The following is an 18,733-nucleotide window of genomic DNA, read 5'->3' as shown; positions in this document are numbered from 1 at the left end:
ACCCTAAAACAGGTACTTGTCAAAGTATCTTTGCCGTTCATCAAATAAAATTTCATTCCCTCTTTCATAGTTGTTGTTTTGTATCAGATTTTTAACAATAATTAATTTATGAAGCAGCAATTTTTCGCCCTAAGTACATTGTTATTATGTATTTTTTGCAGTATAGAAACGAAAGCACAACAGGCTCCGGCTTTTCACATTGGGGTCAAGGGAGGGGCAAACTTTACAAAAACCTCAACGGAATCTTCTTTGGAAGGGAAATATGGACTCGGCTATCAGGCAGGAGTAATGACAAGAGTGGATCTCGGAAAGTTATATGTACAAGGAGAAGCTCTGTTCAACAAAAGAAAGACATCATACACATCCCAAGACGGAAGTTCTTCAAAACTTTCATGGAACGCTATTGATATTCCTGTGGTGGTAGGATATAAACTGATTAAAGCAGATGATTTTAATGTAAGAGTATTTGCCGGAGGTGTTTACAGCTACGCCTTTAACAATAAAGTTTCTGCTTCTCAGGCTTTTCAGGAGGGATTTAAAAATTTTGACAAATCCAATATTGGCATTACGGGAGGTGTTGGTGTAGATTATAAAAACTTCACGGCAGATCTTAGGTATGAAACTGGTCTTTCAAGCATCAGTAAAGAATTTAAGTCCAAACCCCACAGTTTTTCCCTCGGAATAGGTTATTTCCTGTTCTAAAAAACTTAAATTATCTTTACCTATTAGAAACTGTTTTCCCTGCAGTTTCTAATTTTTTATCAACCTATTTCCATTTCCATGACGAAATCTTTTGTTTTCAAAGAATACATATTTACTTTTATTTTCTGGCTTGCTCTTGCTATCGTATTATGGTGTAACCTCCAGATCACTACAGATAAATACCTTGCTATGATTCAAGCTGTTATAATTGCAGCTTCTTCTTTTACATTCACCCATTCTTTAACCAATAAGTTTCTTCCGAAAGCCCTGCGGGAAAAAAAGATGAAACAGTTTTTGATGCAGGTAGTAATTGTTATTCTCATATTGGGACTGATCTTCGCTGTTATTTTTACTTATCTTGAAGTCACTCCAAAAAATCATCTTCCACTGAGTTTTTCGGATCAGCTGCCTATTTTATGGCAAGGCTTCTACATGTCTTTACCAGCCTCATTTCTTATCACCGGAGTAGCGTGTGGTATAAAATTTTATAAGGAACATGGAAGGATAGAGCGTGATCACATTCTTCTCCAGCAGGCGCATCTGGAAAACCAGCTTAAACTTTTACAGGATCAGATCAATCCTCATGTTGTATTCAATATCCTGAACCATATTCATATTCTGATGAAAACGGACACACAGCTTGCAGACTTTTTACTGATGAAGTTTTCGGATATTCTAAGATATCAGCTGTATCATTGCAACCAGCCCCTGGTACCTTTGGATAAAGAGATTGAGTATCTTCAGAATCTTGTTGAGGTAGAAAAACTGAGGTGGGGAAATGAACTGGATGTAAGGGCTTCCTGGGAAATTGATAACAGGAAAGCTTTTATTGCTCCGTTACTGCTGGTCCCTTTTATTGAAAATGCCTTTAAGTATGTCTGCAGGCTCCCCGGGCATAAAGGGTATGTAAAAATCTCCTGTAAAGAAAAAGACAATAATCTTTATTTTTATGTTGAAAATTCCTATTCTGATATGGCAACCTATAAAAAGAAAGACGGAGCGGGCGGAATTGGTCTTCAAAATGTAAAAAAACGTTTAAAGCTGCAATATCCTGAATTTCATGATCTAAAAATTGAATCAGATCATCATACCTTCAAAATAACTTTAATTTTAACTTTATCTGACCATCATGAGCTCTAATATTCCTAAAATGAAATGCCTGATTATAGATGATGAACCTCTGGCAAGATTCCATCTTAAGGAACTGGCCGGTCAAATTGATTTTTTATCTGTTGAAGGAACGTGTGCTACAGCACTGGAAGCAGATACCAAAGTAAAAGAGAGCGAAATAGATCTTCTTTTCCTTGATATCAATATGCCTTATCTTACCGGTCTGGAATTTCTGGAACAGCTGGAAAATCCACCTTTGTGCATTCTTACCACAGCTTATTCTGAATATGCCCTGGAGGGATTTCGTTTGCAGGTAGTGGATTATCTTTTAAAACCCATTGCTTTTAACCGTTTTTATCAGGCAGTAAATAAGGCACAGCAACAGTTTATCATCAGTGAGAAATTGAAAAAGAATACTTCTCTGGACGACCCTTTCTTGTATGTAAGACAGTCCGATTCTTTTATTAAGGTTTCGTGGGTAGATATTTTATACATTGAAAGTATGCAGAATTACACCAGGCTTCATTTTAAGGACAGATCTCTGACTATTCATCAGACGATGAAAGCCATTGAGGAATCTCTTCCTTCAGATCATTTTTTCAGGATTCACAAGTCTTACCTCATCAATATCACCCATATTGATATGATCTCGGGAGGGCGTCTTTTCATTAATAAAATTGAGCTTCCGATTTCCCGTACCCGAAAAGAAGAATTGCTTAATCAGGTGGTGTATAAGAAATTAATAAGTAAGTAGCTGGGAGAAAGAAGCAGGAAGCTGGGAGTTATAAAGTACAATGAATAATTAACTCATTATATTCAATATTTTACGTTCTCAGCCTCCAGCTTATTTTTTTCTTATGGCAGATTCCAGCGTAATGATACTGCAGCGTAGAATGTACTTGCAAATCTTGGATCCGCTATTTTTTTATCTCTGAAAATACTTTTGATCTTACGGTCATTTTCGTTGAAGCTTCTCAGTATTGCCGTTCCACCTGTGAGACGTAACGTAAGCCTGTCATTGATTTTCAATTCTGGCCTGAGTCCCGCAGTAATCTGCTGGTAGCCAAGCAGCATAGATTTTCCGCCTACATTTCTCTCTACCGTCATCCCATTGAGATCTACAACGGCTTTTAAAGCAAATTTGTCTGAAAACAGATAACCGGCTTCCATCCCCTGTGGGAAATTGATGTTGAATTTAATTTTTCCGTTCGTCTTCCAGTCAAAATAAATCCATGGTAAAATCATAGGAACTCCAAAAGCAGTGGTAAGGACAGGTCCTCCACCTAACGAAAGATTAGGATTAAAATGTCTGATAAATAAAAGTCCTCCCTGCCCCAGTACATCATCAAAACTTACTCTTTCAAGGTCTGTATACACTCCCACAGATGCAGTCATCATCATACTCCACTTTTTGCCTAAAGGTCTCAGATGCTGTATCCCGACCTGCGCGTTCAGCATCTGATCCGGAAATAACTGGGTTTCGTAATTTTTGTGTGTCATCTTTGCGTAAGATCCGCTCAACAGCATAGACCACGACCTTACTTTCCCGTCAGTATCTTTTTTTACGGATAACGGAATACTCAGGTTAAGATCTATTCTTTTAAAATCACTTTTGGAATTCGTCTTTGTACTGTCTTCAGGGCGAATATAGTTTGAGCCCGGAATATATTCTGTTTTCAGTTCTGCAGAGATTCCGGATTGTGCACTTACCCAATATCCTAATGGCAATAAACAGCATAAAACCGTCGAAAGGGTTCTTTTCATATTTTAAATTTTATGCAAAGAGAACCCTTTGGCTATTTTTTTCAAAAATTACTTGATTAAGTGCCCGGATTGTATGACAACAGGATCAAATAAGAGGATGAGTTTCCGGATTAGAACTGGTATTTAAACTTTCTTTTTTTTGAGTTTTAAAAATACGATACCCGAACCATACGGCAATCAACGCCATTGCAGACCGTGTTACCACCATTGGAATTATAGAATCTGCTTCTAAAAACCCCAGTAATGCCGACATTAAAAATGTAACCATCAACTGCATAAAACCCAATAAAGCCGCTGCTGTTCCTCTTCCTTCTTTAAACGGAGACAGCGCATGGGCGGATGTAATAGGAAACAAGATACCAATAGCCAGTAATGAAAGATAAAGCATTGCAATTTCCAAGGCTACAGAAACATTTTCAGCAGCAATCAGAATATGAAGGGAACATACAACCAGTAATACAATGGTAGCCATAAATAAAAGTGCTGAATTGCTTATCCTTTTGATCAGTTTAGGCGTGATATAAGCTGCCGTTATTAATGCCAGGGAGTTAAAAGCAAATATAAAACTGAACACGCTGCTTGAGAAACCATGGATTTCCATGAATAAAAACGGGGCATTCGAGATGTAGATAATAAGGGAAGCAAACGCAATACTTCCTACCATCGTACTGTTGATAAAATCTCTGTTGGAAATAATCATTTTCAACTGATCTTTTAATCCTTTTTCATTCATCAGTTCCTCATCCGGAAGATTGATTCTGTTATTGGTTTCCGGTACATATTTGTATACCATGAAAAGCGTTATCAGCCCCATAATGCATAAAAAGGCAAAAGAACTGTTCCAGCCCCAGAATTTAAGAAAAACACTTCCCAATAATGGAGCTACAATGGGAGCGATGCCACTGATCTGAGACTGCTGGGAAAAGATTGTTACCGATTTCTGTTTATCGTAGAGATCAATAATGATTGCCCTACCGATAACAATTCCGGCACTTCCTCCGAACGCCTGCAAGAAACGCATTGCCCATAAAACATAAATATCTGAGGTAAAATAGATGGCTGTAGCACCTATAATAAAAAGTAAAAGCCCGCAATACAGCATAGGTTTTCTTCCTTTTTTGTCTGATAAAGGGCCCCATAATAATTGCCCGAAAGCAAATCCGGCAAAGAACACCGAAATGGATATCTGGATATGGCCGATATCGGTATTAAAGATTTTAGCCATACTTGGGAAAGCGGGAAGATAAAGATCTATACTTAGCGACTCCAATGTGTTGAGCAGTGCTAAAATAAACACTACAATATTCAAATTCTTCTTCATAAATACATAAGCCTTCACAGGCGGTTTTTCAGCTGCAAAGTTGCTGTAAAAAGCATCATATTTCAATAAAAGAACTGAAGGAAGTATAGGACAAACTGAAGATTTAAATACAACAATAAATGAAAACTGTTACTTTAGCCCCATCATTACGGTAAATATTGAGGATTATTTTTTTTCATTATTCTTAAAACTGTCGGGATTTTGGCTGGTCTGTTTCTTAAAAAACCTTGAAAAATATGAAGCATCATTAAAACCTAGTTTAAAAGCAATTTCCTTTACCGTGAGAGCTCCAAAGCTAAGCTCTCTTTTGGCTTCCAGGATAAGACGCTGGGAAATCATTTTTTTTACTGTTGTTCCTCTCAAAAGGCGCACAATATCATTAAGATGATGGGTACTTATCTTTAATTGATCTGCGTAGAAAACTGTTTCTTTATGCACTATATAATGCTTCTCAATAAGCCCCACCAGTTCCTGAATGCGTTGGCGGTCATTCAATAAAGGTTCCTGAGGGTTGATTTGCTCTCCGATGATGATACAAAATGCTTTCAGATATGCCTTTAAGAGCTCCGTTCTTGATGATGTTTTATATTCCTGCTCAATCAGTGATATAATTGTACTGCAGGTTTTTTCATTTTTCGGATTTAAAAAAAAGGGGAGTTCTCCTCCTGTGAGTACCGATTCTATATCACATGCTTCGTTGAAAATTTCCCTGCTTATTGCCATTGCATATCCTTCCTCTCCTTCCAGTTTCATATTGAATGCCTGTCCTGGTGCAATAATACAGATTTGATTGTTCTCAAGTTTGTAGCTTTCAAAGTCCAGCTCTAAACGGCTGTTTTCATACACCTCTCTGAACCAGATAATTTCAAAAAAATTATGCCGGTGAACATCATGAAAATTTTCAGGGCCTGCCGCACTCAGAGTACTCATCTGAAATTTTTCAGAAGTCAGATGATGAACCGGGATTTCTTTTTCTGGTGTAATCATTACTGTATGATAAAGTAATTAACTATAAACAAAAACCACAGCAAAAAAAGTGCTGCGGTTCTCTTACAATATTTAAAATTAAATATAATTTTTCGGTTTTATTGATTTAAAAAAGCATCCCAACCCTGAGCAGTAAGTGCTACCAGCTGGTTAGATCCTCTTGCTACCATAAAGTTTCCTTCTTCTTTTTCTACAGCATGCCCTATAATGGTAAAGTCCGGGTGATTTTTAATTTTATCAAAATCGTTTGCTGAAATGGTGAACAAAAGTTCATAATCTTCACCACCACTTAAAGCAGTCATTACCGGATTCAAATTCATTTCATCTGCGGTAGAGATCGTAAGATTGTCTAACGGAATTTTTTCCTCGTACAATCTGAACCCTACGTTTGACTGATCTGAAAGATGAAGAATTTCAGAAGCCAGACCATCTGAAATATCGATCATAGAGGTCGGCTTTATATCCAGTTCTTCTAAAATCGTTTTAACGTCTGTTCGTGCTTCAGGTTTCAGCTGTCTTTCCAGGATATAGTCGTAGCCTTCCATTTCCGGCTGCATATTCGGGTCTGCAAGGTACACCGCATGTTCTCTTTCCAGAATCTGTAATCCCATGTATGCTCCACCTAAATCTCCGGTTACCACAAGAAGATCATTCGGTTTTGCTCCGCTTCTTTTTACGATATTTTCTTCATTTTCAATCCCTACAGCGGTAATACTCATTACCAGCCCTGAATTGGAACTTGTAGTATCTCCTCCGATCAGATCAACCTTGTATCTTCCACAAGCAGCCTGAATTCCGGAATAGATTTCTTCTAAAGCTTCCACCGGAAAACGGTTGGAAACCGCAAGGGATACCAATATCTGCGTAGGAGTTGCATTCATAGCTGCAATATCACTAAGGTTTACTACTACAGCTTTATATCCTAAGTGCTTCAACGGCACATACCCCAGATTGAAGTGCACTCCTTCCGCCAGTACATCTGTTGTAAGAACAACTTTTTTATTATCAGGATTGATCACTGCCGCATCATCTCCTACTCCAAGTTCCGAAGATTCATTGGATAGCGGAAAATGTTCTGTCAAATGCTTAATAAGACCGAATTCTCCTAATTTTGAAATGGGCGTCAGCTCCTGTGATTTATCTTCAAACATGATTTTTTGTATTAATGTCTAATGTAAAATGCATTAATGATTTTAAAATCATCATCACATTCAACCTAAAACTTTGAATTATTTAATAAATTCTGCCGGGTCAATATTGCTTGGATGGAAAGGAAGTTTTTTAAAGTCTTCTTTCGACAGTACAACAGTTTCCGGGCTCTTATACTTATTCATTGCTTCCACTACATCATCCGGCGGAGTGGTCATTTTTCTAAGCATCATATCAATCCATACTCCTGTAGCTTCTGAAGTGGCACAGTGCACTCCATCAGGTGTATAGAATTTGTGCAGGAAACGGTAAATGGAAGAATCTTCCGAGCATCCGTCTATTTCCACACTTACGATTACGGTTTGATCTGCATAGATCTCTTTAAAGAAAGAATATCTTTCGTGCAGAATTACAGGACCAATTCCCCATCTGCTTAGCTGGGTTACTCCCATTTTCTCTTTAGTCATAAAAGCCATTCTGGCTTGCGCACAATACTGTACATATGATGAATTGGCTAAGTGCTTATTAGCATCAAGATCGCTCCATCGCACTTCAAATTTATGGTAGAAAATCATTTGAAAATCGTTTTTGGGTATTATAAAATAATAATCTTCAAAAATACTCAAATAAGATGGTTTATAAAAATTGTACTTTTGAAAAAATAATCTTCCGCATAGGATTACATATACATGAAACAGATCATTATTATCGGAGGCGGTGCTGCAGGCTTTTTCTGCGCATCCAATCTTGACGAAAAGAAATATACAATTACGATTTTAGAACAGAACTCGGATGTCCTTCAGAAAGTTAAAATTTCCGGAGGCGGACGTTGTAATGTCACCCACGCATGCTTTGACCCCAGAGAACTTGTTCAGTTTTATCCTCGTGGAAACAAGGAGCTGTTAAGTGTTTTCAGCAAATTTCAGCCTGGGGATACAATGGAATGGTTTGATCAGCGTAATGTTCCGCTGAAAATTGAAAATGACAACAGAACTTTTCCTGAAAGCAACTCTTCTCAGACTATCATTAATGCTTTTCTGAATGAAACCCAAAAGAAAAATGTATCTGTAAAAACAAAATGTACGGTAAAAGAGATTGAAAAGCAGGATGAAAAATATATTGTAAAAACCAATTCAGGGGATTTTGAGGCAGATTATATTGTTTATACTACCGGAAGCTCTCCAAAATCTTTAAAAATGGTTGAAAATCTGGGCCATAAGATTGTAGACCTTGTCCCTTCCCTTTTTACTTTTAATATTAAAGATGAATTGCTGAAAGATCTTCCGGGAACAAGCTTTGAAAACGCAGGAATTTCAATTCCGAAGCTGAAAACCGAGGAGAGCGGGCCGCTGCTTATTACCCACTGGGGACTTTCCGGACCTGCTGTTTTAAAAATTTCCGCATGGGAGGCCATAAGTCTGGCAAAACTCAAATATAACTTTGAAATTGAAGTTAATTTTATTTCGATAGAAATGGATGAGGCGGAAGAAATTTTTAATAATTTCAAACAAAGCAATCCTAAAAAAAACATCGGCCAGTCAAAGATCTTCGATATTACTAACAGATTCTGGCAGAAAATTTTAGAGATTTCAAAGGTTGACCTTAATAAACAGGTTGCGAATATTTCCGGAAAAGAAATGCAAAAAGTTCTGGAAAATCTTTGTCAAAAAAAGTTTCAGGTGACTGGAAAATCAACTTTTAAAGATGAATTCGTAACGGCCGGAGGTGTTGATTTAAAAGAAATTAACTTTAAAAACATGTCTTCAAAACTACTTCCTAATTTCTATATTGCCGGTGAAGTTTTAAATATAGACGCTGTGACTGGCGGTTTCAATTTTCAGGCATGCTGGAGTGAAGGATGGCTTATCGCACAGGATCTCAATGCCTTATAAAAAAGTATTATTTTTACTAAAAACTATAAACATGAAAAAAAATTTCGGTTTCTTTCTTTTATTCTGGTTCTTTTTAGGATATAGCCAGGAAAAAACGATTGTTTCTGACTGGACTTCATTTACACAAGCTGTCAATATAGAGAATAAACAAAACTGGAACTTCCGCGTCACTGCAAAAATCAGGAAAGACAATCAGGATAATGGTTCCAATTGCGGACTATGGTGCAGAATAGACAATAAAGATCAGTCTGTCGGCTTTTTTGAAAATCAATATTACGGAATCAAAGTAACCAATGAATGGAAAACGTATGAAATAAAAGGCATCATCAACTCCTCTGCGCAGACCATGAATATCGGCGCGTTTGCACAAAACAACGGAGATTTTTATTTTGACGATTTTAAGCTGGAAATCAATGACGGAAAATCTAAAAAATGGATTGAAATCCCTTTGGAAAACTCAGGTTTTGAGAAAGATATTACAGCATCTAACGGTTGGTTTGAAGGAATCCGTTCTCAGAAAGTAACGCACGTAAAATACTTTACGATTGGAACTTCAGATTATAAGTCATTTAATGGTAATAAGTCATTGCTGATCAAAGGACGTGACATTATCGGCACAATGCCAGATGGAAAATTTATGGAAGTTAATGGTATCAAACTATATTACGAAGTTTATGGAGAAGGAGAACCTGTACTTATGCTTCACGGTAATGGCCAATCCATCAGCGCCTTTATGAACCAGAAAGATACGTTTGCAAAAAAATACAAAGTTATAATCGTAGATTGCCGTGAACGAGGAAAATCTACTTACGACAAGACGAAGGAACTTACTTTTGATATTCAGACAGAGGATCTTAAGCAGTTTTTAGAGAAACTCAACATTAAAAAAACAAAGATTCTGGGCTGGAGTGACGGCGGAATTCTTGCCCTGTCTATGGCCATGAAGTACCCTCAGATGGTGGATAAAATTGCCTGCTCAGGAGCCAATATTTTTCCGGAGGGAACCAAAGATGATGAGTTAAAATCTATGAAAGAAATGCTTGTTAACCTTACAAAAGAAAATAAAGACCATAAAAATGATGTCATGATAGATCTTTTAAATCTGGACTTGAAATATCCGAACTGGAAGTATGAAGATCTGAATAAAATTCAATGCCCATCATTAATCATTGCCGGTGATAAAGACCTTATAAAAACAGAACATACGGTAAAAATAGCTGAATCTATTCCGCGAGGGCAGCTGGCTATTATTCCGAATGCAAGCCATTATGTTCCTGAAGAAAAACCGGAATTGTTCAATGAACTAGTCATCGATTTCTTTGAAAATAAATAACCAGAATACAAAGTAAAGCATGAAAAAGATATCAGTATTCATTTTATGTCTTGGGTTTGGGCTCGCCTTTGCCCAGACACAGGAAACCAAAACACAACCTGCAGAAAATCATTCCAGAGATAAATATATGCCTGAACAAAGTAAACAGGCAGAATATCCCGGCGGGCTTTCAGCATTTATGCGGGAGGTAACTCAAAAAATTGATTCTAACCGAATAAAAGGACCAAAAGGTAAATCCCGTTCCAATGCAAAGTTCTCCGTCAATGCCAAAGGTGATATAGAAACGATTCAGGTAACCGGAGGCAATGAATCCCTTAATAATGAAGTGGAAAGAGTGATGAAATCTATGACAACCAAATGGAAACCAGGAAAATACAAAGGAAACCCTGTACTCATTTGGTTTAATCTTCCTTTCACTGTCAATTTTGAATAATCAGGATGCTCTCGGCTAAAAGAAATATTTCATCTTTCTTTAAAATCCTTCTCATTATAGGATTTGGGTATTTCTTTTGGCTGATGCTGAAGATCACTTTGGAATATATTCCTTTTAATCCTGAAATCAGTTTTCTGATGATTAAACAGACTGAAGTGGCGGAAAGACCGGAATATCTTACGTTTTTCTATACTCATGTTTATACGAGTATCTTTGTACTTCTTTCTGGATTTCTGGCTATTCTCAGAAAAGATTTTACAATTAAAAACTTCCATCGGAATATAGGAAAAGTATATATTTTTCTCATTCTGATCTTCGCTGCGCCTTCAGGAATTTATATGGGAATCTTTGCCAATGGAGGTCTTTTCTCAAAGGTTTCATTTGTTATTTTAGGCTTTTTATGGTGGTTTTCAACATATAAAGCGTATCAGCTGGCAAGACAGAAGAAGTTTAAGGAACACAAGCAATGGATGTGGCGAAGTTTTGCTTTTACATTATCTGCTATTACCCTGAGAATGTGGAAAGTTATTATTGTATATTTATTTCATCCCAATCCTATGGATGTGTATCAGATCATCGCATGGCTGGGCTGGATTCCCAACATCCTTATTATTGAATATTTAATCACAAAAAAACATATATGAAATTTGTAAATTACACTCTTATTTCTTTACTGGCAGTTTCTTTGGCAAGCTGCAAAAAAGAGGGGAAGACCAATGAATCAGGGAAAGATTCCCTGACCGCAAAAAAGGATTCTGTTGTTGTTCCTGAGGTTCACAAAGAATATTACGGAATTTATACCGGTGAGTTTGCCGGAATGGAAAAAGTAGTTGACGAGACAGATGGTTCGGAATATGATGTTAACAATTATAAAAGAATTTCTTTAAAGATCAACAGAATCACCAGGGACAGCGTTTACGGACAAAGTATCGTTAATGGCAATCAGCGCCCGTTCAGGGGAGTTTTCAATGAAGCATCAGCATCTTTTGTACTGGATGAACCAGGAAATGACAAAACAGATGGAAGATTTGAAGTAAAATTGAAAGGTGACAGCTTAACCGGAAAATGGAATGCCTTTGATAAAACAACAGTTAAAGCTCCTTCAAAAACCCTTAAACTGACTAAAAAAGAGTTTGTTTATAACCCCAATTTTATGCTGGATAAAGATTCTGATCTGGTAGACTGGTCCAATCCTAAAGAGTTTACAGAAAAGTACAAAGATGAAGAAACCGGAAAGACAGAAAGCTATAAAACGTCTAAAAACCGTATTGCTTCAGAAGCGATATTCAAACTGAATGCATCTAAACAGAAGCTGACGGAAAAAGATCTTAAAAACTTAAGAAAGCTGGATCTTGAGATCATCAAAAACTCTGTATTTGCAAGACATGGCTATTCTTTCAAAAAAGAAACATACAGAAATTTCTTTGAGCAAACAGACTGGTATATTCCGGTTTCAAGCAATGTAGACAATGATCTTTCACCTATGGAAAAGGAAAATGTGGCTTTACTGAATCGCTTTACCAAATATGCAGAGGATAAATATGACAGTTTTGGGAGATAAGTGTCAGGTTGCAGGAATTAGGGATTAGGGGTTGAGGTTAAGCCATCATTGTTTGTCATCTTTATGATAAGATAGAGCAACAAACAGCCTGCGGCGTAGCATAGATTATCAATCCAGGAGAAAGAATTTCCGATAACAATATACATCAGGCTTCCAGGACGGAAGCCTAATTTTTCTGCAATATGGAAAAACTGTCCAAATTCTATCAGAAATGAAAAAATCAGAATTCCAAGAATGAGTTTCTGATCATTTACTTTTACAAAACTTTTCACAAAGGTATAAAGAAGCATCACCACAATAACATCTCCGAGATACGCTCTTACGAAGAAAATACCACTTAATTTGGTGGCAATCAATACTTCTACCAGAAAAATAAATACGGTCAAAAGAAGATACTTCAGGCTGAATTGGAATTTCATTTCAAAATGGATTAGGCATAAAAAATCGGTGTTCTTTGAACACCGGTTTATCTTTAGGAAAACAAATATATTATTTCTTTACTTTAATTGTACATCCGATAGCTACTGTTTTTGTCATTTTTACAGGATCTCCTTTTATCAGAGCATTTACGGCATCCTGAGCATAATATTCGGATACATCATTCGGGTTATCATAATTATTGTCGATAGCACCAATATATTTCACGATATTCTTTCCGTTTTCTTTCTTCAGTACAAAAACATGAGGTGTCTTTGTAGCTCCGTACTGCGGATAAATTTTCTGTCCCTCATCTATCAGATACGGAAAAGTAAATCCTTTCTGCTTTGCTCTTTCAATCATCTGCTGGTAACCGTCTTCAGGCTGTACATTAGGATCATTCGGGTTAATGGCTATTACCGGATATCCCTGATCTTTATATTTTTTATCCAGCTCAATAATTCTGTCTTCATATTTCTTGGCGTATGGGCAATGATTGCAGGTAAATACAACAATAAATCCTTTTGCACTCTTAAAATCGCTTAAAGAAACCATTTTGCCGTCAATATTTTTAAGCTTAAAATCCGCCGCTTCATCTCCTACTTCATAGCCTTTTGCAGAAATATTCTCTTTCTGAGTTTTGTTTTTATCATGATCTGTTGTTGTAAAGCTCAGTAATCCAAGCCCAACGATCAGTGCAGTTACTAAAATTTTCAGGTTTTTCATAATAGATTATTTATTGTAGATTTTCTTTGATTGTTTTTTCAAGATCTTCTTTGCTCATTTCACCATCATTGAAATGAAATTTCATCCCGTTTTTATAGAACAGCGTTACGGGAATATTCCCATCCCAGTCTTTTTCAAACTTGGGAATCCAGGTATTCATTCTTTTAATATCATCCAGTAAGAGGACCTCAGCAGTAAGATTTTTATTTTTAATGAATTTTAATACTCTTTCTTTATCTGCCAGCCTGTCCAGTGAAACCAAAATCATTTTAAATTTCTGATTATCTGTAAACTCAGCATTCACTTCCATAAAGTGAGGAAGCTCCTTTACACATGGCCCACAGGTTGTAGACCAGAAGTTGACAACCAGCAACTTATCTTTTTCCTGTTGAATTCTCTTCTCCAGATCTTCATATTTTATCACAGAAACTTCAGTCTGCTGGGCTTTACAAACCATACCAAACAGAAGTATAGTGAATATTTTTATTAAGTCTCTCATATTAAAAACATAAGCTATTACAATTCAACAATATACAAAAATGAAATTTACCTATCTCATAAATTGACAAATGAACAACTTATTTTCATCAGCAAAACATTAAATATTTTTACAGCCTTAAACTTAAAACCATGAAAAAAACTTATTTGCTTCTGCCAATTTTCTTTTAGGCATCATGCTCAAGCAGCAACGATAATATTAATTCATCTAATAACAATGGAAACAACAATGATAACAATCCGGTTCTGGTAACGAAAATAACGATGGACGGAGATGTTTTAACGTTTTCTTATAACGGTTCAAAAATTGCTCAGATCAAAAATCTTACTGGAGGAAGTGTAACTACATTTACCTATTCTGGTGATCTTATCTCACAATCTGTAGTCAATGGTTCAAATACCTCTCTTACTACTAAATATACTTACGACGGAAATGGCAGATATCAAAAAAACAACTAGCGGGACTGATTTCGGTGGACTATGGAGTTCCGAATCTAACTATACTTAGCAAGCGAATAACAATGTAAAAATAGTATATACTGCATCTACTTCAGCATCAATAAGAACTGAAACAAGAAATGCTGTGCTGAATGCTGATGGCTCGATGAGCAGCTGGAACGGCACTCTTTCAAGAACTCAAAATAATACTACTGAAACAGCAACTTCTACCTTAAAGACCGTGGTATATGATACAAAAAATGCTCCTTTGAAAAACATTACCGGATACCTAAAAATCATTGACAATGAAGATGAAAGCGGATCTGCACATAACACGCTAAGCTACAATCATATCATCAGTTACAATAATGGAACCGGAACTGAATGGACAATATTTAAATCTATTTTTGAATATAATACCAGTGGTTATCCTACAAAAGAAACCCGAAGCTATTATGATAAAACAGGAACCACAGCTACAGGTTCCACAGACATTAATACTTACGAATACAATCATTTATAATACAAGAGAGCCTCTAAGGCTCTTTTTTTTTTGCAGATATGTTAATTTTTTCACAACTAATAGAATTATATAAATCATTTTTATATATTTGAATTCAATCAAACTAAAAATACCATGAAAAATTCAAACACTCAAAAGAGAAAGCTTGTAAAAAGCGAATTGAAAGAAATTAACGGAGGGGCACTTCCTCCAAGATGTCTTCGCGGGTTCTGTATGCAGCCTGATTCAGGAGAGATGGTACCAGGCCTTGTAGGAAAAGACGGATTCTGCTGCTAATCAAAAAATTTCAAGAAAAATCAAATCAAAACTAAAATTACCATGAAAAAATCAAACATTCAAAAAAGAAAATTGACAAAAAGTGAATTGAAAGATATTAAAGGAAGCGGAAGATTATGCTTTGATGGGTTCTGTCGTATGGGAGAATTTGAAGAATGGCAGCTTGGTGCTGGTGACAAAAATGGATTTTGCTGCTAATCAATTAAAACTTTAATAATCAAATTACTATGAAAAAATCAAATATTCAGAAAAGAAAGCTTAGCAAAAGCGAATTGAAAGAAATTAACGGAGGCAACGGACCTATTGTATGCCCGGAAGGACTTTGTGATAGAGGTGACGGCGAGTTTGTAATCGGACCTGTAGGAAGAGACGGATATTGCTGTTAATATCAAAAAAGCTTTGTTAGATATAAAGATTGAGGGCAACCCCCTCAATCTTTTTTTGAACTTATAATTGATAGCCAAAAAAAATATAACAATTTGAATAGCAATATTTTGAATCAATAAAAATAAAGTGTAAATTAGCTTTTACCAAATTCAAATTATTATGAAAAATTTAAAAAATCAAAAAAGAAAGCTTAGTAAAAATGAGCTTAAAGAAATCAGCGGTGGATTGAGACCTATCTGCCCAAGAGTCATAAGCTGTACAGATCCGCACACCGGAGAAGAACGCTCAGGAGTGCCTGGCATGCAGGACGGATTTTGCTGTTAACCAAGTTGAGAATACTTAAACAGGACGAAAATGAAAAATTCAATCCTTACAACAAGAAGACTCACCAAAACTGAGCTTAAAGAAATCAACGGAAGCGCTGCCGCATGCGCAGAAGGTTTATGCAAACTAAGAGGAGTAAGCCATTTCCTTATTATTGGACCGAGAGGTAAAGACGGCTATTGCTGCTAATTAAAACTTTAACACAATAAAAAATGATTGGATTACCCTCCAATCATTTTTTTTATCGAATTAAGCTTCATTAAAGCTTCAATAGGCGTCAGCGTATTGATATCTATTTTTGTCAGCTCCTCGCGGATGTTTTCCAGAACAGGATCATCCAGCTGGAAGAAGGAGAGCTGCATATTTTCCTCAGTCACTCTCTTGATACTTTCTGAAGTGCCTCCGCTTCCTTGCGTTCTGCTCGCTTCAAGTGTTTTAAGAATTTCGTTTGCTCTGTTGACCACTTTAGCAGGCATTCCGGCCAGTTTTGCCACATGGATACCAAAACTGTGCTCGCTTCCACCCGGAATCAGTTTTCTCAGGAAAATGATATTTCCCTTATTTTCCTGAATAGAAACGTGAAAATTTTTCACCCTTTCAAAATTGACTGTCATTTCATTCAGTTCATGATAATGCGTTGCAAACAAAGTCTTAGCTTGCGTTGGATGCTGATGAAGATATTCTGCAATCGCCCATGCAATAGAAACTCCGTCATAAGTGGAAGTTCCACGACCGATTTCATCCAGCAAAATCAGGCTTCGCTCTGAAATATTATTCAGAATATTGGCGGCCTCGTTCATTTCTACCATGAAAGTAGATTCGCCTGCAGAGATATTGTCTGTAGCCCCCACCCTTGTGAAGATCTTATCCAACATTCCGATTTCAGCATGTTTTGCAGGCACAAAACTTCCTATCTGAGCCAAAAGACAAACAATAGCCGTCTGGCGCAGAATTGCCGATTTACCGGCCATGTTCGGCCCCGTTACCATAATGATCTGTTGGGAGTCTTTATCCAGGAAGATATCATTCGGAATATACTTTTCACCCAGTGGAAGTGCATTCTCAATGATCGGATGTCTGGCTTCCTTTAAATCGACAGCATACCCGTCATTTAAAATGGGTTTTGTATAACTCTCAGAAACCGCCAGTTCAGATAGTCCGGCTGCCACATCAAGCTGAGCAATGATATTGGAGTTCCCTTGGATCTGATCAATATAAACCATTGTTTCCGCACATAAATTTCTGTATAGCGAAGTTTCCAGAACGCCTATTTTTTCTTCGGCACCCAGGATCTGGCTTTCATATTCCTTTAATTCTTCGGTAATATATCTTTCAGCATTCACTAAGGTTTGTTTTCTCAACCAATCATCCGGAACTTTATCTTTATGAGTATTTCGAACTTCAATATAGTATCCGAAAACGTTATTAAAATCAATTTTAAGACTGGTAATACCTGTTCTTTCAATTTCTCTCTGGCACATTTCATCCAGAAAACCGCGTCCTTTGCTCTGAAGGTTTCTCAGTCTGTCCAATTCTTCAGAAACACCTTCTTTAATAATATTTCCTTTGGCAATGCTTACCGGAAGTTCTTCATTAAGATGATTCTGCAGGAACTTAATCAATTCTTCAAGATCAAACAAAGGTTCAAGCCAAGCCAGTACATCCGCATGAGGATGCAATAATGCTTTGATTTTATGGATATTGATTAAACTTTGGCGAAGATATCCCAGTTCTTTAGGCGAAATTTTCTCTGCAGCCAGTTTTCCCATTAATCGGTCAAGATCAGAAATCGACTTCAGAAGCTGGCAGATCTCATATTTAAGATGGTCATTTACATTTAAGAAATCAATCAGGGAAAGTCTTCTCATAATCTCATCCACTGATTTTAAAGGAAGAATGATTCTTCTTCTCAATAATCTTCCCCCCATTGGTGTAGAGGTTTTATCAATGATATCTAACAGTGATTTCCCTTGTGGATTACTTGGATAAACAATTTCCAGGTTTCTCAGGGTAAAATTATCCATCATCAGATAATCTTCCTGTGGAATGATCTGCAGTTTTGTAATATGAGCCAGCAGATTATGGTGAGTATCTTCTACCAGATACGCAAAAATAGCTCCTGCTGCAGTAATAGCCAACGGAAGGTTTTCTACGCCAAATCCTTTTAAAGAATTGGTTTTAAAATGATTCGTTAACTTCTCGTAGGCAAAATTATACTGGAAAGCCCAGTCTTCCAGTTTAAAGGCACTCTTATTCTTAATCTGCTCCGGAATCTGTACACTTCTCTGATAAATAATCTCACTGGGATCAAAAGTATTGACAATATGGAGCAGCTTTTCCAGGTTTCCTTCACTTACCAGAAATTCTCCTGTAGAAATATCTACCAAAGCAATTCCATATTTCTCTTTTTCTTTGTGTAAAGAAAGCAGGAAATTATTCTTTTTTGAATTTAAGACCTGATCATTGAAGGTAACTCCCGGTGTAACCAATTCGGTGACCCCTCTTTTTACAATTCCTTTCACCATTTTAGGGTCTTCCAGCTGATCACAAATTGCCACTCTCATTCCCGCTCTTACCAGTTTCGGAAGATAAGAATCTATTGAATGATGCGGAAACCCTGCCAGTTCCACACTTCCTTCCCCATTGTTTCTTTTGGTAAGAACAATACCAAGGATCTGGGATGTTTTCACGGCATCCTGCCCAAAAGTTTCATAAAAGTCCCCTACCCTGAAAAGCAAAAGTGCATCCGGGTATTTACCCTTGATGGTATTGTACTGTGTCATTAATGGGGTTTCCTTCTTCGATTTAGCCATAGTAAAAAATGAGCCCCAAATTTAGAAAAATAAATTCAGGGTAAGAGAATTGTTTGGGGATTAATCTTCTATACTTTTC

Annotated in this window: 24 protein-coding genes; 15 read left to right on the top strand and 9 right to left on the bottom strand. The window is 36.7% G+C overall.

Features of this window, described 5'->3' with window-relative positions; all coding sequences use genetic code 11:
* The first annotated feature begins 108 nt into the window (after nucleotides 1–108).
* The 3 genes from KIK00_RS15860 (at nucleotide 109) to KIK00_RS15850 (ending at nucleotide 2,566) form a co-directional block, all read left to right on the top strand.
* Nucleotides 109–702 carry a porin family protein gene (locus KIK00_RS15860; protein ID WP_255813334.1) on the top strand — a complete coding sequence of 198 codons (594 nt, stop codon included), beginning with the start codon at nucleotides 109–111 and terminating at the stop codon, nucleotides 700–702.
* 78 nt (nucleotides 703–780) lie between these two features.
* Nucleotides 781–1,842: a sensor histidine kinase gene (locus KIK00_RS15855; protein WP_255813333.1), complete on the top strand. Its 1,062-nt coding sequence runs from the start codon at nucleotides 781–783 to the stop codon at nucleotides 1,840–1,842.
* Entirely contained in the window at nucleotides 1,832–2,566 is a 735-nt protein-coding gene (locus KIK00_RS15850; protein ID WP_255813332.1) for a LytTR family DNA-binding domain-containing protein, read from the top strand. The genes KIK00_RS15855 and KIK00_RS15850 overlap by 11 nt, the downstream gene beginning before the upstream one ends.
* A gap of 101 nt (nucleotides 2,567–2,667) precedes the next feature.
* On the opposite strand, the gene KIK00_RS15845 is transcribed toward KIK00_RS15850, so the two are convergent.
* The 5 genes from KIK00_RS15845 to KIK00_RS15825 all read right to left on the bottom strand — a co-directional run bounded on the left by KIK00_RS15845 (nucleotide 2,668) and on the right by KIK00_RS15825 (nucleotide 7,608).
* A complete protein-coding gene (locus KIK00_RS15845; RefSeq protein ID WP_255813331.1) occupies nucleotides 2,668–3,576 on the bottom strand; it encodes a DUF6268 family outer membrane beta-barrel protein in 909 nt (302 codons plus the stop codon).
* An 85-nt stretch (nucleotides 3,577–3,661) separates the two neighbouring features.
* The gene (locus KIK00_RS15840; RefSeq protein ID WP_255813329.1) at nucleotides 3,662–4,897 is read right to left on the bottom strand and encodes a multidrug effflux MFS transporter; all 1,236 of its coding nucleotides are present in this window, start codon (nucleotides 4,895–4,897) and stop codon (nucleotides 3,662–3,664) included.
* A gap of 165 nt (nucleotides 4,898–5,062) precedes the next feature.
* On the bottom strand, nucleotides 5,063–5,884 hold the full coding sequence (locus KIK00_RS15835) for a helix-turn-helix domain-containing protein (protein WP_255813328.1): 822 nt from the start codon (nucleotides 5,882–5,884) through the stop codon (nucleotides 5,063–5,065).
* Nucleotides 5,885–5,982: 98 nt separating this feature from the next.
* On the bottom strand, nucleotides 5,983–7,035 hold the full coding sequence (gene thiL / locus KIK00_RS15830; RefSeq protein WP_255813327.1) for a thiamine-phosphate kinase: 1,053 nt from the start codon (nucleotides 7,033–7,035) through the stop codon (nucleotides 5,983–5,985).
* Nucleotides 7,036–7,113: 78 nt separating this feature from the next.
* Complete coding sequence (locus KIK00_RS15825) at nucleotides 7,114–7,608, bottom strand: thioesterase family protein (protein WP_255813326.1); 495 nt, start codon at nucleotides 7,606–7,608, stop codon at nucleotides 7,114–7,116.
* Nucleotides 7,609–7,722: 114 nt separating this feature from the next.
* Here KIK00_RS15825 and KIK00_RS15820 point away from each other — a divergent pair, with 114 nt between their 5' ends.
* From KIK00_RS15820 to KIK00_RS15800, 5 genes are read left to right on the top strand one after another with little or no spacing between them, the layout of a single operon-like run.
* Complete coding sequence (locus KIK00_RS15820) at nucleotides 7,723–8,925, top strand: NAD(P)/FAD-dependent oxidoreductase (protein WP_255813325.1); 1,203 nt, start codon at nucleotides 7,723–7,725, stop codon at nucleotides 8,923–8,925.
* Between the two features lie 31 nt (nucleotides 8,926–8,956).
* Nucleotides 8,957–10,258, top strand: a complete 1,302-nt coding sequence (locus tag KIK00_RS15815) for an alpha/beta fold hydrolase (RefSeq protein WP_255813324.1) — start codon at nucleotides 8,957–8,959, stop codon at nucleotides 10,256–10,258.
* Nucleotides 10,259–10,277: 19 nt separating this feature from the next.
* Complete coding sequence (locus KIK00_RS15810) at nucleotides 10,278–10,691, top strand: energy transducer TonB (RefSeq protein ID WP_255813323.1); 414 nt, start codon at nucleotides 10,278–10,280, stop codon at nucleotides 10,689–10,691.
* A gap of 5 nt (nucleotides 10,692–10,696) precedes the next feature.
* Complete coding sequence (locus KIK00_RS15805; RefSeq protein ID WP_255813322.1) at nucleotides 10,697–11,335, top strand: DUF2306 domain-containing protein; 639 nt, start codon at nucleotides 10,697–10,699, stop codon at nucleotides 11,333–11,335.
* The gene (locus tag KIK00_RS15800) at nucleotides 11,332–12,252 is read left to right on the top strand and encodes a YARHG domain-containing protein (RefSeq protein ID WP_255813321.1); all 921 of its coding nucleotides are present in this window, start codon (nucleotides 11,332–11,334) and stop codon (nucleotides 12,250–12,252) included. The genes KIK00_RS15805 and KIK00_RS15800 overlap by 4 nt, the downstream gene beginning before the upstream one ends.
* A 17-nt stretch (nucleotides 12,253–12,269) precedes the next feature.
* On the opposite strand, the gene KIK00_RS15795 is transcribed toward KIK00_RS15800, so the two are convergent.
* The 3 genes from KIK00_RS15795 to KIK00_RS15785 form a co-directional block, all read right to left on the bottom strand.
* The gene (locus KIK00_RS15795) at nucleotides 12,270–12,671 is read right to left on the bottom strand and encodes a DUF2809 domain-containing protein (RefSeq protein WP_255813320.1); all 402 of its coding nucleotides are present in this window, start codon (nucleotides 12,669–12,671) and stop codon (nucleotides 12,270–12,272) included.
* Nucleotides 12,672–12,741: 70 nt separating this feature from the next.
* Nucleotides 12,742–13,395 carry a thioredoxin family protein gene (locus tag KIK00_RS15790; RefSeq protein ID WP_255813319.1) on the bottom strand — a complete coding sequence of 218 codons (654 nt, stop codon included), beginning with the start codon at nucleotides 13,393–13,395 and terminating at the stop codon, nucleotides 12,742–12,744.
* 10 nt (nucleotides 13,396–13,405) lie between these two features.
* Complete coding sequence (locus KIK00_RS15785; protein WP_255813318.1) at nucleotides 13,406–13,894, bottom strand: TlpA disulfide reductase family protein; 489 nt, start codon at nucleotides 13,892–13,894, stop codon at nucleotides 13,406–13,408.
* A 263-nt stretch (nucleotides 13,895–14,157) separates the two neighbouring features.
* Here KIK00_RS15785 and KIK00_RS15780 point away from each other — a divergent pair, with 263 nt between their 5' ends.
* The 7 genes from KIK00_RS15780 (at nucleotide 14,158) to KIK00_RS15750 (ending at nucleotide 16,030) form a co-directional block, all read left to right on the top strand.
* Nucleotides 14,158–14,352, top strand: coding sequence for a hypothetical protein (locus KIK00_RS15780; RefSeq protein WP_255813317.1), 195 nt, complete (start codon nucleotides 14,158–14,160; stop codon nucleotides 14,350–14,352).
* A gap of 124 nt (nucleotides 14,353–14,476) precedes the next feature.
* Complete coding sequence (locus KIK00_RS15775; RefSeq protein WP_255813316.1) at nucleotides 14,477–14,854, top strand: hypothetical protein; 378 nt, start codon at nucleotides 14,477–14,479, stop codon at nucleotides 14,852–14,854.
* Between the two features lie 114 nt (nucleotides 14,855–14,968).
* On the top strand, nucleotides 14,969–15,130 hold the full coding sequence (locus KIK00_RS15770) for a hypothetical protein (protein ID WP_156118377.1): 162 nt from the start codon (nucleotides 14,969–14,971) through the stop codon (nucleotides 15,128–15,130).
* Nucleotides 15,131–15,172: 42 nt separating this feature from the next.
* Nucleotides 15,173–15,328 carry a hypothetical protein gene (locus KIK00_RS15765; RefSeq protein WP_236852263.1) on the top strand — a complete coding sequence of 52 codons (156 nt, stop codon included), beginning with the start codon at nucleotides 15,173–15,175 and terminating at the stop codon, nucleotides 15,326–15,328.
* A 29-nt stretch (nucleotides 15,329–15,357) separates the two neighbouring features.
* The gene (locus tag KIK00_RS15760) at nucleotides 15,358–15,516 is read left to right on the top strand and encodes a hypothetical protein (protein ID WP_255813315.1); all 159 of its coding nucleotides are present in this window, start codon (nucleotides 15,358–15,360) and stop codon (nucleotides 15,514–15,516) included.
* A gap of 160 nt (nucleotides 15,517–15,676) precedes the next feature.
* Nucleotides 15,677–15,841 (top strand): bacteriocin, encoded by a 165-nt coding sequence (locus KIK00_RS15755; RefSeq protein WP_255813314.1) that lies wholly within the window; start codon nucleotides 15,677–15,679, stop codon nucleotides 15,839–15,841.
* A gap of 30 nt (nucleotides 15,842–15,871) precedes the next feature.
* Nucleotides 15,872–16,030, top strand: coding sequence for a hypothetical protein (locus KIK00_RS15750; RefSeq protein ID WP_255813313.1), 159 nt, complete (start codon nucleotides 15,872–15,874; stop codon nucleotides 16,028–16,030).
* Nucleotides 16,031–16,062: 32 nt separating this feature from the next.
* Here the strand turns inward: KIK00_RS15750 and mutS are convergent, their stop codons facing one another.
* Entirely contained in the window at nucleotides 16,063–18,654 is a 2,592-nt protein-coding gene (gene mutS, locus KIK00_RS15745; RefSeq protein WP_255813312.1) for a DNA mismatch repair protein MutS, read from the bottom strand.
* Between the last annotated feature and the right edge of the window lie 79 nt (nucleotides 18,655–18,733).

Origin of the sequence: Chryseobacterium sp. MA9, from assembly GCF_024399315.1 — a bacterium.
Classification (GTDB): Bacteria; Bacteroidota; Bacteroidia; order Flavobacteriales; family Weeksellaceae; genus Chryseobacterium.
Note: the sequence above shows the minus strand (reverse complement) of the source record. Positions and strands in the feature narration are given on the sequence as shown.

Bases quoted from the DNA above. Each gene is read 5' to 3' on its own strand.
- KIK00_RS15860 (WP_255813334.1), top strand. From the start codon at position 109: ATGAAGCAGCAATTTTTCGCCCTAAGTACATTGTTATTATGTATTTTT.
- KIK00_RS15855 (WP_255813333.1), top strand. From the start codon at position 781: ATGACGAAATCTTTTGTTTTCAAAGAATACATATTTACTTTTATTTTC.
- KIK00_RS15850 (WP_255813332.1), top strand. From the start codon at position 1,832: ATGAGCTCTAATATTCCTAAAATGAAATGCCTGATTATAGATGATGAA.
- KIK00_RS15845 (WP_255813331.1), bottom strand. From the start codon at position 3,576: ATGAAAAGAACCCTTTCGACGGTTTTATGCTGTTTATTGCCATTAGGA.
- KIK00_RS15840 (WP_255813329.1), bottom strand. From the start codon at position 4,897: ATGAAGAAGAATTTGAATATTGTAGTGTTTATTTTAGCACTGCTCAAC.
- KIK00_RS15835 (WP_255813328.1), bottom strand. From the start codon at position 5,884: ATGATTACACCAGAAAAAGAAATCCCGGTTCATCATCTGACTTCTGAA.
- thiL (WP_255813327.1), bottom strand. From the start codon at position 7,035: ATGTTTGAAGATAAATCACAGGAGCTGACGCCCATTTCAAAATTAGGA.
- KIK00_RS15825 (WP_255813326.1), bottom strand. From the start codon at position 7,608: ATGATTTTCTACCATAAATTTGAAGTGCGATGGAGCGATCTTGATGCT.
- KIK00_RS15820 (WP_255813325.1), top strand. From the start codon at position 7,723: ATGAAACAGATCATTATTATCGGAGGCGGTGCTGCAGGCTTTTTCTGC.
- KIK00_RS15815 (WP_255813324.1), top strand. From the start codon at position 8,957: ATGAAAAAAAATTTCGGTTTCTTTCTTTTATTCTGGTTCTTTTTAGGA.
- KIK00_RS15810 (WP_255813323.1), top strand. From the start codon at position 10,278: ATGAAAAAGATATCAGTATTCATTTTATGTCTTGGGTTTGGGCTCGCC.
- KIK00_RS15805 (WP_255813322.1), top strand. From the start codon at position 10,697: ATGCTCTCGGCTAAAAGAAATATTTCATCTTTCTTTAAAATCCTTCTC.
- KIK00_RS15800 (WP_255813321.1), top strand. From the start codon at position 11,332: ATGAAATTTGTAAATTACACTCTTATTTCTTTACTGGCAGTTTCTTTG.
- KIK00_RS15795 (WP_255813320.1), bottom strand. From the start codon at position 12,671: ATGAAATTCCAATTCAGCCTGAAGTATCTTCTTTTGACCGTATTTATT.
- KIK00_RS15790 (WP_255813319.1), bottom strand. From the start codon at position 13,395: ATGAAAAACCTGAAAATTTTAGTAACTGCACTGATCGTTGGGCTTGGA.
- KIK00_RS15785 (WP_255813318.1), bottom strand. From the start codon at position 13,894: ATGAGAGACTTAATAAAAATATTCACTATACTTCTGTTTGGTATGGTT.
- KIK00_RS15780 (WP_255813317.1), top strand. From the start codon at position 14,158: ATGGACGGAGATGTTTTAACGTTTTCTTATAACGGTTCAAAAATTGCT.
- KIK00_RS15770 (WP_156118377.1), top strand. From the start codon at position 14,969: ATGAAAAATTCAAACACTCAAAAGAGAAAGCTTGTAAAAAGCGAATTG.
- KIK00_RS15765 (WP_236852263.1), top strand. From the start codon at position 15,173: ATGAAAAAATCAAACATTCAAAAAAGAAAATTGACAAAAAGTGAATTG.
- KIK00_RS15760 (WP_255813315.1), top strand. From the start codon at position 15,358: ATGAAAAAATCAAATATTCAGAAAAGAAAGCTTAGCAAAAGCGAATTG.
- KIK00_RS15755 (WP_255813314.1), top strand. From the start codon at position 15,677: ATGAAAAATTTAAAAAATCAAAAAAGAAAGCTTAGTAAAAATGAGCTT.
- KIK00_RS15750 (WP_255813313.1), top strand. From the start codon at position 15,872: ATGAAAAATTCAATCCTTACAACAAGAAGACTCACCAAAACTGAGCTT.
- mutS (WP_255813312.1), bottom strand. From the start codon at position 18,654: ATGGCTAAATCGAAGAAGGAAACCCCATTAATGACACAGTACAATACC.